The 13,747-nt window shown below is 38.3% G+C and carries 15 protein-coding genes, 1 pseudogene and 1 riboswitch; of the genes and pseudogenes, 11 read left to right on the top strand and 5 right to left on the bottom strand.

Going from position 1 to position 13,747, the window contains the following annotated elements; genetic code table 11:
- Nucleotides 1-28: 28 nt before the first annotated feature.
- Together QNH15_RS16345 and QNH15_RS16340 are read right to left on the bottom strand one after the other, a co-directional pair.
- Nucleotides 29-250 (bottom strand): DUF3006 domain-containing protein, encoded by a 222-nt coding sequence (locus QNH15_RS16345; RefSeq protein WP_061972806.1) that lies wholly within the window; start codon nt 248-250, stop codon nt 29-31.
- The gene (locus QNH15_RS16340) at nt 250-1,041 is read right to left on the bottom strand and encodes a ComEC/Rec2 family competence protein (RefSeq protein WP_283895610.1); all 792 of its coding nucleotides are present in this window, start codon (nt 1,039-1,041) and stop codon (nt 250-252) included. Before QNH15_RS16340 ends, QNH15_RS16345 begins: the two co-directional genes overlap by 1 nt.
- A 289-nt stretch (nt 1,042-1,330) precedes the next feature.
- On the opposite strand from QNH15_RS16340, the gene QNH15_RS16335 reads away from it, so the two are divergent.
- The 4 genes from QNH15_RS16335 (at nt 1,331) to corA (ending at nt 6,121) form a co-directional block, all read left to right on the top strand.
- Nucleotides 1,331-2,173 (top strand): STAS domain-containing protein, encoded by an 843-nt coding sequence (locus QNH15_RS16335; RefSeq protein WP_283889344.1) that lies wholly within the window; start codon nt 1,331-1,333, stop codon nt 2,171-2,173.
- Between the two features lie 133 nt (nt 2,174-2,306).
- Nucleotides 2,307-3,014: an LbetaH domain-containing protein gene (locus tag QNH15_RS16330; RefSeq protein ID WP_283889343.1), complete on the top strand. Its 708-nt coding sequence runs from the start codon at nt 2,307-2,309 to the stop codon at nt 3,012-3,014.
- Between the two features lie 190 nt (nt 3,015-3,204).
- Nucleotides 3,205-4,542 carry a PepSY-associated TM helix domain-containing protein gene (locus QNH15_RS16325; protein ID WP_283889342.1) on the top strand — a complete coding sequence of 446 codons (1,338 nt, stop codon included), beginning with the start codon at nt 3,205-3,207 and terminating at the stop codon, nt 4,540-4,542.
- A gap of 224 nt (nt 4,543-4,766) precedes the next feature.
- Nucleotides 4,767-4,928: riboswitch (M-box (ykoK) riboswitch) on the top strand.
- Nucleotides 4,929-5,149: 221 nt separating this feature from the next.
- A complete protein-coding gene (corA, locus tag QNH15_RS16320; RefSeq protein WP_283889341.1) occupies nt 5,150-6,121 on the top strand; it encodes a magnesium/cobalt transporter CorA in 972 nt (323 codons plus the stop codon).
- Nucleotides 6,122-6,294: 173 nt separating this feature from the next.
- Here the strand turns inward: corA and QNH15_RS16315 are convergent, their stop codons facing one another.
- The gene (locus QNH15_RS16315; RefSeq protein WP_283889340.1) at nt 6,295-6,624 is read right to left on the bottom strand and encodes a four-helix bundle copper-binding protein; all 330 of its coding nucleotides are present in this window, start codon (nt 6,622-6,624) and stop codon (nt 6,295-6,297) included.
- Between the two features lie 215 nt (nt 6,625-6,839).
- Between QNH15_RS16315 and desA the strand changes: the two genes are divergently transcribed.
- From desA to QNH15_RS16300, 3 genes are all read left to right on the top strand, one after another.
- Nucleotides 6,840-7,877 carry a Delta(5) desaturase DesA gene (gene desA, locus QNH15_RS16310; protein ID WP_283889339.1) on the top strand — a complete coding sequence of 346 codons (1,038 nt, stop codon included), beginning with the start codon at nt 6,840-6,842 and terminating at the stop codon, nt 7,875-7,877.
- 125 nt (nt 7,878-8,002) lie between these two features.
- Nucleotides 8,003-9,130 carry a sensor histidine kinase gene (locus QNH15_RS16305; protein WP_283889338.1) on the top strand — a complete coding sequence of 376 codons (1,128 nt, stop codon included), beginning with the start codon at nt 8,003-8,005 and terminating at the stop codon, nt 9,128-9,130.
- Nucleotides 9,127-9,726 (top strand): response regulator transcription factor, encoded by a 600-nt coding sequence (locus tag QNH15_RS16300; protein WP_061972816.1) that lies wholly within the window; start codon nt 9,127-9,129, stop codon nt 9,724-9,726. The genes QNH15_RS16305 and QNH15_RS16300 overlap by 4 nt, the downstream gene beginning before the upstream one ends.
- A gap of 99 nt (nt 9,727-9,825) precedes the next feature.
- Here the strand turns inward: QNH15_RS16300 and QNH15_RS16295 are convergent.
- Nucleotides 9,826-9,912, bottom strand: a pseudogene (locus QNH15_RS16295) (YitT family protein); the annotation flags it as partial.
- A 113-nt stretch (nt 9,913-10,025) separates the two neighbouring features.
- Between QNH15_RS16295 and QNH15_RS16290 the strand changes: the two are divergent.
- From QNH15_RS16290 to QNH15_RS16280, 3 genes are read left to right on the top strand one after another with little or no spacing between them, the layout of a single operon-like run.
- Complete coding sequence (locus QNH15_RS16290) at nt 10,026-10,478, top strand: MarR family winged helix-turn-helix transcriptional regulator (protein WP_283889337.1); 453 nt, start codon at nt 10,026-10,028, stop codon at nt 10,476-10,478.
- A 16-nt stretch (nt 10,479-10,494) separates the two neighbouring features.
- Nucleotides 10,495-11,013, top strand: a complete 519-nt coding sequence (paiA, locus tag QNH15_RS16285) for a spermidine/spermine N(1)-acetyltransferase (protein ID WP_283889336.1) — start codon at nt 10,495-10,497, stop codon at nt 11,011-11,013.
- 23 nt (nt 11,014-11,036) lie between these two features.
- Nucleotides 11,037-11,642, top strand: coding sequence for an FMN-binding negative transcriptional regulator (locus QNH15_RS16280; protein ID WP_283889335.1), 606 nt, complete (start codon nt 11,037-11,039; stop codon nt 11,640-11,642).
- 133 nt (nt 11,643-11,775) lie between these two features.
- Here QNH15_RS16280 and QNH15_RS16275 read toward each other — a convergent pair whose 3' ends face one another.
- Nucleotides 11,776-13,203 (bottom strand): PQQ-dependent sugar dehydrogenase, encoded by a 1,428-nt coding sequence (locus tag QNH15_RS16275; protein WP_283889334.1) that lies wholly within the window; start codon nt 13,201-13,203, stop codon nt 11,776-11,778.
- Between the two features lie 239 nt (nt 13,204-13,442).
- Between QNH15_RS16275 and QNH15_RS16270 the strand changes: the two genes are divergently transcribed.
- The gene (locus tag QNH15_RS16270; RefSeq protein ID WP_283889333.1) at nt 13,443-13,655 is read left to right on the top strand and encodes a hypothetical protein; all 213 of its coding nucleotides are present in this window, start codon (nt 13,443-13,445) and stop codon (nt 13,653-13,655) included.
- Nucleotides 13,656-13,747: the final 92 nt, after the last annotated feature.

Raw genomic sequence — 13,747 nt, 5'->3', positions numbered from 1 at the left:
AAAAAGCAGCCCAAATTGGCTGCTTTTTCTAATCCTCCCAAATTTCATCCATCAAATCTTCAATTTCTTTTCTCCGCTTTTCTGTCTGTTCTTTATCAACAAGGACTTCATCACCTTGAAAATAAACGACATCACCGGTTTGAACATTTTTAGGCAGAATGGATCGAAGGATGTCTCTGGTTTCATTTCCGATTTCAACGACAGCATACTCACCCTCGATGCGATCAATGATTCCTTTGATTTTTTTCATTACTTCTTCTCCGTTTTTACAGTCAACGTTGAGCCATTGGTTGTAAAGACGATAGCCCCTTTTTGATCCGTTCGATATACTTTCGTTTTCTTTAATCGGTTCAATACCTCTTTTGTAGGGTGACCGTAATGATTCTTTTTACCGACAGAGATGACAGAATACTGCGGACTCACCGCTTTAATGAACGCACTACTCGATGATGTCTTCGCACCATGGTGACCTACTTTAAGAACGTTTGCTCTTAAGGTTTCCTTGGATTTTATCATATCTGCCTCTGATTTACCCTCGGCATCTCCTGTGAACAGGAACGATTTCTTGCCATGCACCAGACGGAGAACGGCACTCCAGTCGTTCAGGTCACTTTTGCTGTACGTTTTAACCGGAGCAACAAACTTTGCTGACACACCCTTAAGCGGCACCTTTACGTCTTTTTTCGCCGTTTTGATGGTTAACCCCTCACGTTTTACGGCGAGCAGAAAATCTTTGTAGGCTTGACTTGTATGAGAAACCTTTGGTGCATAAACAGATTTGACTTTAAATACCTTTAGCACCTCATCCAGTCCGCCAATGTGGTCCGCATCAGGATGTGTCGCGATCATAACTTCAATATCTTTCACTTTTTGCCTCTTCAAGTAAGCGACAACATCGCTGCCATCCTTGTTTCCTGCATCGATGATCACATCATCACCGCCAGCGGTTTTAATATACGTGCCATCTCCCTGGCCGACATCCATAAAATGGACAGTGGTCGTTTTGGTGGCCGCGGTTGTTGGCGTGCTTGAAAATATCAGACTACTACTTAATAATGCAGCGAATACCCATGTTGGTTTTTTCACTTGTTGCTTTTCCCCCTATAAATGTAAATAAATAACTATAATAAACCATTTCATGAAAAATTTCTATACTATAATAATAAACTATTTAATTTTTTTAGTGAGAGATCCAAAAACTTACGGTAGAATGATAACTTTTATGAATGTATCTTATTCACTCTTAATAATCGTCTTTCCCTTACCAAAAACTTAGGTTATGATGTGGGTATAAATAATACCATCAAAATGATCCGGAGGACTTGAACTAATGAAGCAAGACTTGCAGCTGCTCGGAGAAGCACTTATCCATCGGAAACAAGCGATTGCCGAAATGATTCATTCAAACCGAATGGCTGGTGTGCAGATGACACCTGAACAAACCAATGATTTTCAAAGAGTATTGCCTAAAATTATGGAATTTCGGGAGCAATTGATTCAACTTTTTGGAGAATCACTGATCCAATTTGAAAATCCGGATGGCAGCATTGAGCAGTTTCGCGAATGGGGAAGAGAAGCGGGGGATTTTCTATATAAAATCGGAGCCCCTCTTGACCAAGCCTTGTTTGATACGAGCTTTTATCGCACATACCTTTGGAAAGCAATTAAAGAAGAAACGATAAGTCACGGGTTGTCTGTAGAAACTATATTTGAGGTTATTGAAATAATCGACCCTCTTCTGGACCATGCTGTTTACTTTTTTAGCTTAAGTTATGTGGAGTCTTACCAAAAAGTTCTTGAACAGGCTAAATCGGCGTTTTTAGAGCTTTCTGTCCCGATCGTCCCTTTGGTCAAAGGAACAGGGGTCTTACCGTTAATTGGCAATATTGACACAGAAAGAGCTCAACTTATTTTGGAAGAAACCTTAAAACAATCATCCAAACTAAAACTGGAAAATCTTATTTTGGATCTATCCGGGGTACTCATTGTGGATACTATGGTGGCGGACCAATTGTATAAAGTGATTGATGCTTTATCGTTACTTGGGGTAACAACCGTACTCACTGGAATACTTCCGGAAGTAGCTCAAACGATGGTTTCATTAGGATTAAACATCGATAAGTTTAAAGTGAAGGGCAATTTGCACCAGGCCTTTTTGGAGGTGCAAAAGTAAAACAGCTGGAGAGCACATAGCTTTCCGGCTGTTTTTATTTTGAGGAAAGAGGTTTGTATGTTCATCATTATTGTCGCCTATATTTGCAATCTGCATAAACTGATTGAAATGAGTATATAACGAGGTGGATTGCTTGAAACATAGTGAAGAATCATCTTCATGTCATCAAAAGGATACCGATTGCTGCTTTAAGCCATTTATTAGTCCAAATCCCAAGACATCGTTTAATCCGATTCAGATCTCACCCAAAATTGATAAAAGTGCATTTATTAGTCCATTTACCAGTGTGATTGGAGATGTTGCCATTAGAAGAAATGTGTATGTAGCTCCTCTTGTCAGTATTCGGGCAGATGAAGGGACGCCATTTCATATTGGCTCCAATACCAATCTACAAGATGGTGTCATTTTACATGGTTTATTGAATCGATCAGTGAAAGTAGACGGTAAGGAATATTCGATTTTTATCGATAAAAAGGTTTCTGTCGCTCACGGGGCTCTTATCCATGGACCTTGTTTTATCGGTAAAAATGTATTTGTAGGATTTAAGACCATTGTATATGATGCGACTGTTGAAGATGGCGTATTTATCGCCTATAATGCGGTTGTTACCAATGGTGTCCATGTTCGAAGAAATCGATTTGTTCCTCCGGGTGCTTATATTGATACACAGAAAAAAGCTGATGCCCTTTCAAGAGTTCCAACTGACGCCAGAGAGTTTGCAAGAGAGGTTCAGCGAGTAAATCAAGAATTCCCCCCTGCCTATCATTTGTTGTTCGGAGACAGCCGATGCTCCTGCGGTATGGCGTATAATAAGCAAAGCAGTGAAAAGGAAGAGTCATAAATAGAAGCACAAAGGTGGACCTTTCAGGTGAAAGGCCTCCTTTTTGTTTGTTGCATAATTGTCCACTAATATCACTCCATGGAGCGATGACTAAGGATGAGTTAACCCTTTATACTCAGTATAGTTTTTGAGGAAGCAGAAGCAGAAACTGAAAGTGTAAAACATACTAAGTCATCATGGAGGTTGAGAAGTGAAAACTGGCAATTATAATCGTTTATGGCGCTGGCATTTTTATGCCGCATTATTTATCGCACCCTTATTGATTACATTAACGCTAAGCGGGATCGGATATTTATTTTATACAAATGTGGAAAATAAAGCGTACGATCACTTATTCTTTGGAAAAAATGGAACAACAGAAAAATTAACAATCGATGAAGGAATTGAAAAGGCGATAGAACAAAATAAAGGTTATTCTATCTCAAAGGTGATCGTGTTGGATGATCCGTATAACACGAGATTAACGATGACCAACAAAGACGGAGATCAAAAATATGTATTCTTGGATGACCATAATGAGGTCATCGGTACTCAAAATGCGAAATATACCTTTTCAAATATAATGCGAGAGATTCATAGTTCGCTATTTGTTGGTGGAACGGTCGTCAATTACTTGGTTGAGTTAGCTGCCTGCTGGGCAATATTCTTACTATTTACCGGTCTTTATATGACATTTAAGGGCAGGGCTTTTAAGAAAAGAAAGAATCCTTCCAAGCGGCAAAAAAGTAAAAAATGGCATGCACTGGTGGGAACTATTATTACGATACCGATGATTATCATTATTTTTACAGGCTTACCCTGGTCGGCATTTATGGGGAATTTTATCTACTCAGCAGCACAAAACCATCCATCCATTGGAATTCCAACATTAAAACAACAACCACCTACCTCGGATATGAGCGAAATTCCTTGGGCTACCCGTAAAAATAAGGCACCATCATCAGAGGGTTCGAATGAACATCATGGCGGCATGGCGATGTCGGACAAGCCAAATCAAAGTGCCATGATGAGCATTGAGCAATTGATGGACAAGGTCGATGAAGCACATATTCAAAAACCTTATTCCATTATTTATCCTGCGACAGAAGAAGGGGTATACACCGTATCCAAGGGAAGCAATACAGGTGTAACCGGCTTGGATGTGAGTCCGTATGACGAAATGACATCTTATTTCGATCAATATAATGGAAACTTGATTTCAAAAGTGGGCTATGAAGATTATGGTATCTTAGCAAAATGGTTTACCTGGGGAATCCCATTACACGAAGGTCATTTATTCGGCTGGCCCAATAAAATAATAAATTTGACTGTTTGTCTTTCCTTCCTTTTGGTCATCTTTTGGGGGATGAAGACGTGGCTGGCCAGAAAAAGGAAAGGCGAGATCTCAGCACCGCCCGTTGCCTCCAAAGGTGTTTCGGTCAGTTTTATTCTCTTCATGGTGATTTTAGGTTTATTGATGCCGCTGTTTGGTCTTTCTTTAATTGCCGTAGCCATTGTTGAGGGAATCATTTACCTTACTAATAAATAAAAAAAGGAAAGAATGGCGTCGTGAACGGTGAAAGGACTTTCTCATGAGAGGTGGTACATTTTTGGATGTATCTGAAATGGCTGGTTTCAGGCTGGATGGACGGGATTGGTTTATACTGAAGGTTCTATACTATGCGGTATAACAAATAAATTTGATAAAAAATAGATTAAGAGGAAATTCCGTTGACATAGGCTAGAATTTTTCATATAGTGGCATTAGTTGAATACCTCTTCTGTTAGGTGAGGCTCCTGTATAGAGATACGCTGCTGCCCAAAAATGTCGAGAGACGCCAATGGGTCAACAGGAAAGATCGGATTAAGGTTTTTCTTAATGTAGCTGGTATGACCTATGCTGTACAGTGCTAAAACTCAACACGGGAAGAATAATGGCTCTGTTAAATGTGGCTTTTGTGGCTCTTTCCTGTGATGAAAGAGCTTTTTTATTTTCTCAGGAGGTGAGGAATCATGGGTACAGATGACCCCCATTCGAAAACCATCAGGATAAAAAACACAACGAAAGAGGCAACAAAGTGCTCATGTTCCTCTTGTCCGATAAGATAAGATTTGTTCGCGGCCTTTACTGCCTCTAAAAGAAGAGGTGAATTTTTATGATAAAAACCTATTTGTATCAACAAGAGAACCAAGAAATGACAGTGAATATCCCGCTAAAGGATGTCCACCAGCATCTAAAGAATCCAGAGAACTTGTTATGGATTGATATTTACGACTTACAGAACCGTGAACTGTATGAAATTGCAAAACTATTTGATTTCCACCCCTTAGCGGTTGAAGACTGTTTACATGACAGTCCCCGGGCAAAAATGGATGACTATGAAGACTATAAGTTCTTTGTCTTTCATGCGCTGCGTTACAACGAAGAAAGCGATAATGAAATAACCACACTTGAGCTGAATGTATTCGTCGGTCCTAATTATGTCGTCACCATCCATAAGCATAAACTGAAGTGGCTCGGTCAAATGGATGCCATCTGTTCTAGACATACTAAATACATGAAAAATGGTGCAGACCTTCTTCTCTATGCATTAATTGATGGGATAACTGATGAATATTTTCCTATTCTGGACCGTATAGGGATTCGTATTGATGAACTTGAAGATGAGATTTATGACGAGGGTGTAAGAGGGGTGACGGAAGAGTTTTTAGCATTAAAACGAACGATCATCCTTATTCGCCGTGTCATCCTTCCGCAACGCAGGATTTTCTTAACGGTAGACGGGAATTGGAAGTTTGATATTCGAGAAGATAATCGGCCGTTTTACACAGACCTCATTGACCACTTGGAACGGATCGTAGATTCAACAGAAACCTTTAGAGATCTAGTAAATAGTGCATTGGATACGTACTATTCAATTATCAACGCAAAATCCTCAGAAAAATTAAACGTTCTGACCCTCATCTCCACAATCATGCTTCCGTTAACATTTGTCACTGGTTTTTTTGGAATGAACGTTCCATTGCCATATCAGGATTCCCCTATAGCAACAGTGATTATTTTCTTATTGTTAATCATCCTGACTTGGGGAATGTGGAAGTATTTTAAAAAGAACCAACTTCTTTAAATGCTTGTTGGTATTATACGGGGCGTTGACAGCAAAGCTAATCGCCCGCTTCCAGTGCAGCTTTTACAAGTTCAATACAATAAAAAAGGGGCTAGCTGATACGCTAGTCCCTTGAAAATAAAATCAATTCTTTACTTGGTATCCAGTATATAGTAAAAACATGTTCCTGCGTTTTAGCTTACCATTTTACGGCAAACTTCAGCGCAACGGAGGCATGCTTCTGCACATTGCTGACAATGATCATGGTCATGTTTTTTACATTCATTACCGCATGCTTCACAAATTTTCGCGCATAGCTGGCAAATTTGAGAAGCAAATGGGCTGTTTCGGGACATCGCGTCGGCAGCATATGCACAAATATCAGCACATTCACGGTCTAAACGGATGCATTCCGCCATCATTTTCACATCATCTTCTTGTAAACAGGCATTAAAGCAGTGGTTACACACCTGCATACATGATAGGCATTCCTCAATACATTCTTTAAATTGTTCATGAGACATCGTCAATTCCTCCTTGTTTTAGAGAAGTTCAGTCCTTGTTTATCCTCTATTCCATGGTAATAAACGCTTTTAAACTAAATAGCCCTTTGTTTGTTAAATAAAAGGTCTAACGGTATACATGACATTTATCATACTTTAGGAATGACACATATGTCTTAAAAGCCAAGACTCCCATCTGTATACTTGAGTAGAACCAATGGGAGGGAAACATACTAATGTCAAAACACAAAAATGCTGTTAATTTACGAAAACAAGTTGCCCCATATGAAAAACCAAGTACAAAAAATAGTGTAACGCAGCTAATTAATACACTTGTACCTTTTATTCTTCTGTGGTACCTGGCTTACGAAAGCTTGTCCATTTCATATTTCCTTGCTTTGCCCTTAACGATAATTGGTGCCGGATTTTTGACTCGCATTTTTATTATTTTTCATGATTGCTGTCACCATTCATTCTTTCGAAACCGAAAAGCCAATAAAATTGTTGGAACGATGACAGGAGTCCTTACTTTATTCCCGTATCATCAATGGCAGCATGAACATAACATTCATCATGCTACAAGTGGTAACTTAAATAAACGTGGAACAGGTGATATTTGGATCATGACGGTAGATGAGTATTTAGCGGCATCTTTTTGGAGGCGCATCGCTTATCGTTTATACCGAAATCCGATCATAATGTTTGGTCTTGGGCCAATATACGTATTCCTGATTACCAATCGCTTTAACCGCAAAGGAGCAAGATTCAAAGAACGCATAAATTTATATATAACAAACCTTTCTATCGCTGCGTTGGCCGCATTACTTTGCTGGACGGTCGGATGGGAGGCATTCTTGCTTGTTCAAGGTCCCATTTTCTTTGTATCGGGTGTTGCTGGTATTTGGCTGTTTTATGTACAGCATCAATTTGAAGACTCTTATTTTGAACATGACGAAGAGTGGGATTATGTGAAAGCCGCTATAGATGGCAGTTCTTACTATAAGCTTCCGAAAGTTCTGCAATGGCTGACAGGCAATATTGGATTTCATCATATTCATCATTTAAGCCCAAGGGTGCCTAATTATAACTTGGAAGATGTTCATCGTATTGATTCAACATTCCAAAGTGTACAAACGATCACTCTTACTTCAAGCCTTCGTTCCCTTGGATTCCGTCTTTGGGATGAGGAGAGCAGAACGTTTATTAGCTTTAAAGGCATTCAAAAGATAAAATCAAAAAAGAATAAGGTAAACGCCTATTTGAAATCAGTTTAATCGGCACATAACATGTAGTCCTGAAAGCATGGGTTAACCCATTGTTTTCAGGACTCCATTCTTTCTTGAAAAGATATTGTGATAAAATTACAATAGGCATTTAACACCGCAAAAGAGGTTTCAATATGAAAAAGATATATCAACTGTTTCAAAGGAATACAGGGATTTCTCCGTATGTTTGGAGCGTTTTTAGTATTTTACCGTTTTACTTTATTTTTCAATCATCTTCCACGAAAGCCATTGTAGCGGGTATTATACTAACCATTTTCTTCTTTATTTCTTATCGTTTTGCTTTCATTTCAAAAGGGTGGCCTGTTTACGGTTGGGCTTGCATTCTTATTGCCATATCCATTACCATGACAAGCCTTTATAACTATATTTATTTTGCATTTTTTCTTGCTTATTTTATTGGTAATATAAAAGAACGGATCCCTTTTATTTCCTTATATATTCTACATCTCGTCAGTATGACCGTTTCTTTTAACTTCAACATCATCTTTCAAGATGATCAGTTCCTAAAACAACTGCCTTTTATCATTATCATTTGGATCAGTATCATCCTGATGCCTTTCAGTTTATATAACCGAAAAAAGCGTGAGCAGCTCGAAGAACAATTGCAAGATGCAAATGCGGTACTCGTAAAACAGCAGGAGCGACAGCGAATTGCCCGTGATCTGCACGATACGTTAGGACAAAAGCTTTCGCTGATTGGTCTGAAAAGTGATTTGGCCAAAAAATTAATTGAAAAAGACCCCGTGCAGGCCCGATCTCAGTTAAATGACGTCCAGCAGACGGCTAGAACAGCACTGAACGAAGTCCGGAAAATGGTGTCTCAAATGCGAGGCATTCGATTAGAAGAGGAACTCATCAATGTGAAACAAATACTTAAAGCAGCGCAAATTGAATATATAGGTGATCAAAAAATAAACCTAACAAATGTCTCCCTGTTTATTGAAAACATTCTGAGTATGTGTTTGAAAGAAGCGGTAACCAATGTTGTAAAACACAGTAACGCAACAACCTGCCATATCTCTATCGAACAATCATTAAACGAAGTTAACATTTCCATAAAGGATAACGGCGCAGGTTTAAAAGTAAATGAAGATATAACAAAAGGTCACGGACTACTGGGAATAAAAGAAAGACTTGAATTTGTTAACGGACGTCTTGAACTCTTTTCAGAGGAAGGGACTACGTTAATTATACGAGTGCCGAATGTCATAAAATCCGCGGAAAAGGAGGAAGGCAAATGATTCGGATCGTCATTGCGGAAGACCAGCAAATGATGTTGGGAGCACTGGGTCTGCTGCTTAATTTGGAAGAGGATATGGAAGTCGTGGGAAAGGCCGGCGACGGAGAAGAAGCGATTTCGCTTGTTCATCAGTATCAACCTGACATTTGTATTATGGATATTGAAATGCCAGTAAAAACGGGACTTGAAGCAGCGGAAGAACTGAAAGAATCCGGTGCCAAAGTGATCATTTTAACTACATTCGCTCGTACAGGATATTTCCAGCGTGCGGTGAAGGCTGGGGTCCGAGGATATTTACTGAAAGACAGTCCAAGTGAAGAATTGGCAAGCTCCATCCGCAGTGTGATGGCAGGCAGGCGAATATATGCTCCAGAACTTGTGGACGATGCCTACAGTGAGGAGAACCCGCTGACTGACCGTGAAAAAGAGGTATTGACCCTAATTGCCGATGGAAAAAATACAAAGGAAATCGCCACTCAGCTTTCTATCAAAGCCGGAACAGTACGGAATTACATTTCAACCATATTAGAAAAACTCGAAGTCACCAATCGGATTGAGGCCATAACCCGGTTTCAGGAAAAAGGCTGGTTTAAGTAAGTGTTCAAGCAGGCTGGAAGAAGATAAATATACCAATTATAATAAGTACAGCAGTTAAAAAAGCATTCTAAATAGAATGCTTTTTTTCTGTATCATAATCGGTGATGTTCCGAGATTGGATTGTATTGTGGAAGAAATACCAAGGGTTAAGATAAGGATATCTAAAACATAAATAAACAATTTCAATTTTACCGTTTCCTTTTTGAATCTTTATTGTTGCATATACAACAAATATAAGCTACATTTAATATAAGTAAATTTTATTGCATTTACAATAAAAAATGCTAAGGGAGTGAATTATGAAGGAAATTCTTCGTGAAATTGGAATGATCGCAAGGGCATTGGATTCAATCAGTAATATAGAATTTAAAGAATATGATCTTACAAAAGGACAGTATTTGTACCTTGTGCGAATTTGTGAAAACCCTGGAATGATTCAGGAGAAATTAGCTGAGATGATTAAAGTAGATCGAACAACGGCATCACGTGCTATAAAAAAACTTGAAATGAATGGCTTTGTTGAAAAAAAAGACGATCAATATAACAAAAAAATTAAAAAACTGTTTCCAACAGAGAAGGGGAAAAGGGTTTTCCCTTTTATTAAAAGAGAAAATGAGTATTCCAATAATGTTGCATTAGAGGGATTAACCGAAGAGGAAGCAGAAACCATTTTCAATCTTCTTGAAAGAGTAAGAAAAAATGTAGAAAAAGACTGGGAATTTGTAAAAAAAGGAAACAAGAGAAATTATTGATGGAGGAGCAGCAGGAATGACGATCAAAATAAAAAAGTGCACCAAAGAAGATTCACGCATACTTCAAGAGATTAGTTGTGAAACATTTGACGAGACATTTAAACATGAGAATTCACCGGAAAATATGATTGCCTATTTGGAAAAAGCCTTTAACTTAAGACAAATAGAAAAAGAATTATCCAATCGTTCTTCGCAGTTCTTTTTTGTTTATTTTAAAAATGAAGTGGCAGGATATTTAAAGGTCAATACCAATGATGCCCAGTCTGAAAAAATGGGGGACGATTCATTTGAAATTGAAAGGATCTATATAAAAAGCAAATTTCAAAAACAAGGACTTGGTAAATATCTGCTGAATAAAGCTATGGAAATTGCGACGGAATGTGGTAAAAAGAAAATTTGGCTAGGTGTATGGGAAAAGAATGAAAATGCCATTTCTTTTTATAAGAAATTAGGCTTTGTCCAAACGGGAGCTCACTCATTTTATATGGGGGATGAAGAACAAACGGACTTTATCATGATAAAAACACTCAACTAACTTTTTATGAAAGGATGGATGTTATGTATATCCCTAAGCCTTTTAAGATTGAGGATGAAGCATTGATTTATGATTTTATCGAAAAATACGGCTTTGCAACGTTATTTTCTCAGCATAAAGGAGAACCGTACGCTACTCATCTTCCGCTGTTGTTAGATAAATCTGAACATTTGTTATATGGCCATTTTGCACGCCCAAACGCACAATGGAAGGATGCTGAAGGCCAGCAAGTGCTAGCGGTTTTCCAAGGCCCTCACTGTTATATTTCACCATCGTGGTATGAGACAAGTAAAGCAGTGCCAACTTGGAATTATGTTTCTATCCATGTCTATGGAAAGATGGAGATTGTCGAAGACAGAAACGCAATCATTGATTCTTTAAATGATCTGGTAAATAAATATGAAATCTCTGATAGTCCATACAACTTAAATCACGTAGAACCTAGTTTTATAGAAGGGATGACGAAAGGAATTGTAGCGTTTAGAATAAAAATCACAAATACTGAAGCAAAAGCGAAATTAAGTCAGAATCATCCTGTGGAAAGGCAAGAATTGATTATTAAACATCTGGAAGAAACTTCTCAAGAAGATAATATGCAAGTAGCAGCTTTAATGAAGAAAAATCTCTAATTAACCATATGCATTAATGTTTCGTTAATCTTTTACTGATTTGTCTATTATCCAACCGACTATTTTCACTCAAAAAAGGACCGAAAAATCGGTCATTTTTTGTGCAATAAATAATGTCTAACAATGAATATAGTTATGGAATAACCTCAAAAATAGTACCTTGGTTAAAATCGGTTACTTTCATTGAACCGTACGCCCCTAAATATAGTCTGGTTTGCTCCAGATTCGCTCCTAAGCTCATGTAAAGAGCCGATTGAGACCCGAAATTATAATCGGTCTCAATAATACCAAAATCGTTTAGCTTATCATCTGTTCTTGCCTTGGTGTATGCTAAAACACCTCTAACCGGTTGAGATTCTTGTCGGGCAGCATCGGTAAATACAACGCTTCCCGATAAATCAGGAATGTTATTCCCTAGATATGGCTGGACACCTGTAAGAGCAGTGCCCCCGAACTTGTCAGGGCGAAGATCTTTGTGATAATAACTCGTTATAGGTTCAAGTCGTTTTACTGACGTTTCTATTGCCTCACTGTAGTAAGCAATTGTTTTCTCATCTAGAGCAGAGTTTGCAGAGCAGCCCCTTTTAATCATAGTAGGAAAAGTACCTTCCCAGCCACGCCAGCCAAAGTTAATAAATCCCTCTTGATCTGTGACAGAATCCATTAAAGAAGCGTGCTGAACAAGCTGAGTAACCGGTATCGGTTTATAATGAACGAACGAAAAAATGGATTCTGCACAGTCCTGTCCGACATTACCCGCATATTTAATGTACTGATTATAAAATCTTTGAAATGAAATACCTGGGATATTACGAACCCCTTTGGCAATTACCGTAAGTGTTTCCTGAATAGGAAGGGGTAGTTCATTAAAACGTGTGACTACAGGCGGGTTATTGATAAAGGTATTTTTAACGACATCAATCTCAATTATTTTACCGGCGATTTCCAAATCATTCTGACTTAAATTAAATGGATCAAAGCCCGCCCCGCCATCACCGGTCGTTAAAACAAGTTTGCCGGTTTCAGGTGAAAAGGTTAAGCTGTTGACCCCATTATGATTGAAAAAAGGTCTTCTTAGGTTAAGTAATGTCCGCCGTTTTTGAGGTTGACCATTTGATTGCAATATCCATTCTTCAACTGTATCGATATGATCATATTTAGTTTCTCTATTGATCCATTTCAGGTTTAACGTTTTAGGATCACATGGGTCAGGTTTAAAATGTTTAGAAAGAGCACCTGGACCTTGTGTTCCTGCCATTGAATAATGTAGGTAAAAAAGCCCGTTATAATAAAAATTCGGATGAAACGCCAGCCCCAGTAACCCCCGTTCATCATACCCACCTCGAGAAACACCGGGTTCAGAAGTACCGAGTTTTATGATTCGTGGGCGAATATCCAAAAAAGTCATGATCACTCCATTTCCTATGTAAAAGATTTCTCCCACCTGGGTTGCAATAAATAATCTTTCAATGGAGTCACCTGGAAGTATAGTTGTTTTTAAAACAGTTGGTAAATTAATATTACTTACAATGGGCAGTAACCGAACCTTCACTGATCTCAACTAACTTTACACTCCTTTTTATGTTTTTTGTAAAACATATGTCTAGAAATGTTCTATTAGTATCAATTTAGAACAGAAAAGTTGGCTCATTTACTAGTAACGGTTTTTGGATTTTTACGGGTGGGTAGTAAAATGGCAGGGAATACACATTTAAAGTTTATGAAATATGACTATACTACATGACACCAAAAGAGATTTTAACCTGGAGGATTTGGCTAATTCAGAAGGAGGTGGAAAAGATGAGTACTTCATACAAAACAAAGGTATTTATGGATTCTGGAAAAGAGTACATTATTAATAAGCACCCGGAAGATCTAATAGAACAGTTTAAAAACCAGGAGGGGAACGCAATCAATAGCTTTATTGAGTTTGAGGGATTGATCATTAACCCATCTCATGTGTCATCCCTAGAATATATCGAAGAAATTAAAGATGTAAGATATGACGGATGAAGAGTTCTCGGGAATCCGTATCCTATAATCAAAAAAAGAAAACCAGCCTGTTAAGTTGGTTTTCTTTTGGTTTAATTACACAGGGGCGCCGT

The sequence above is a fragment of the Fictibacillus enclensis genome, from assembly GCF_030123385.1.
In the GTDB taxonomy this organism is placed as follows: Bacteria; Bacillota; Bacilli; order Bacillales; family Fictibacillaceae; genus Fictibacillus_C; species Fictibacillus_C enclensis.
This window is presented reverse-complemented; position numbering and strand designations above follow the sequence as displayed.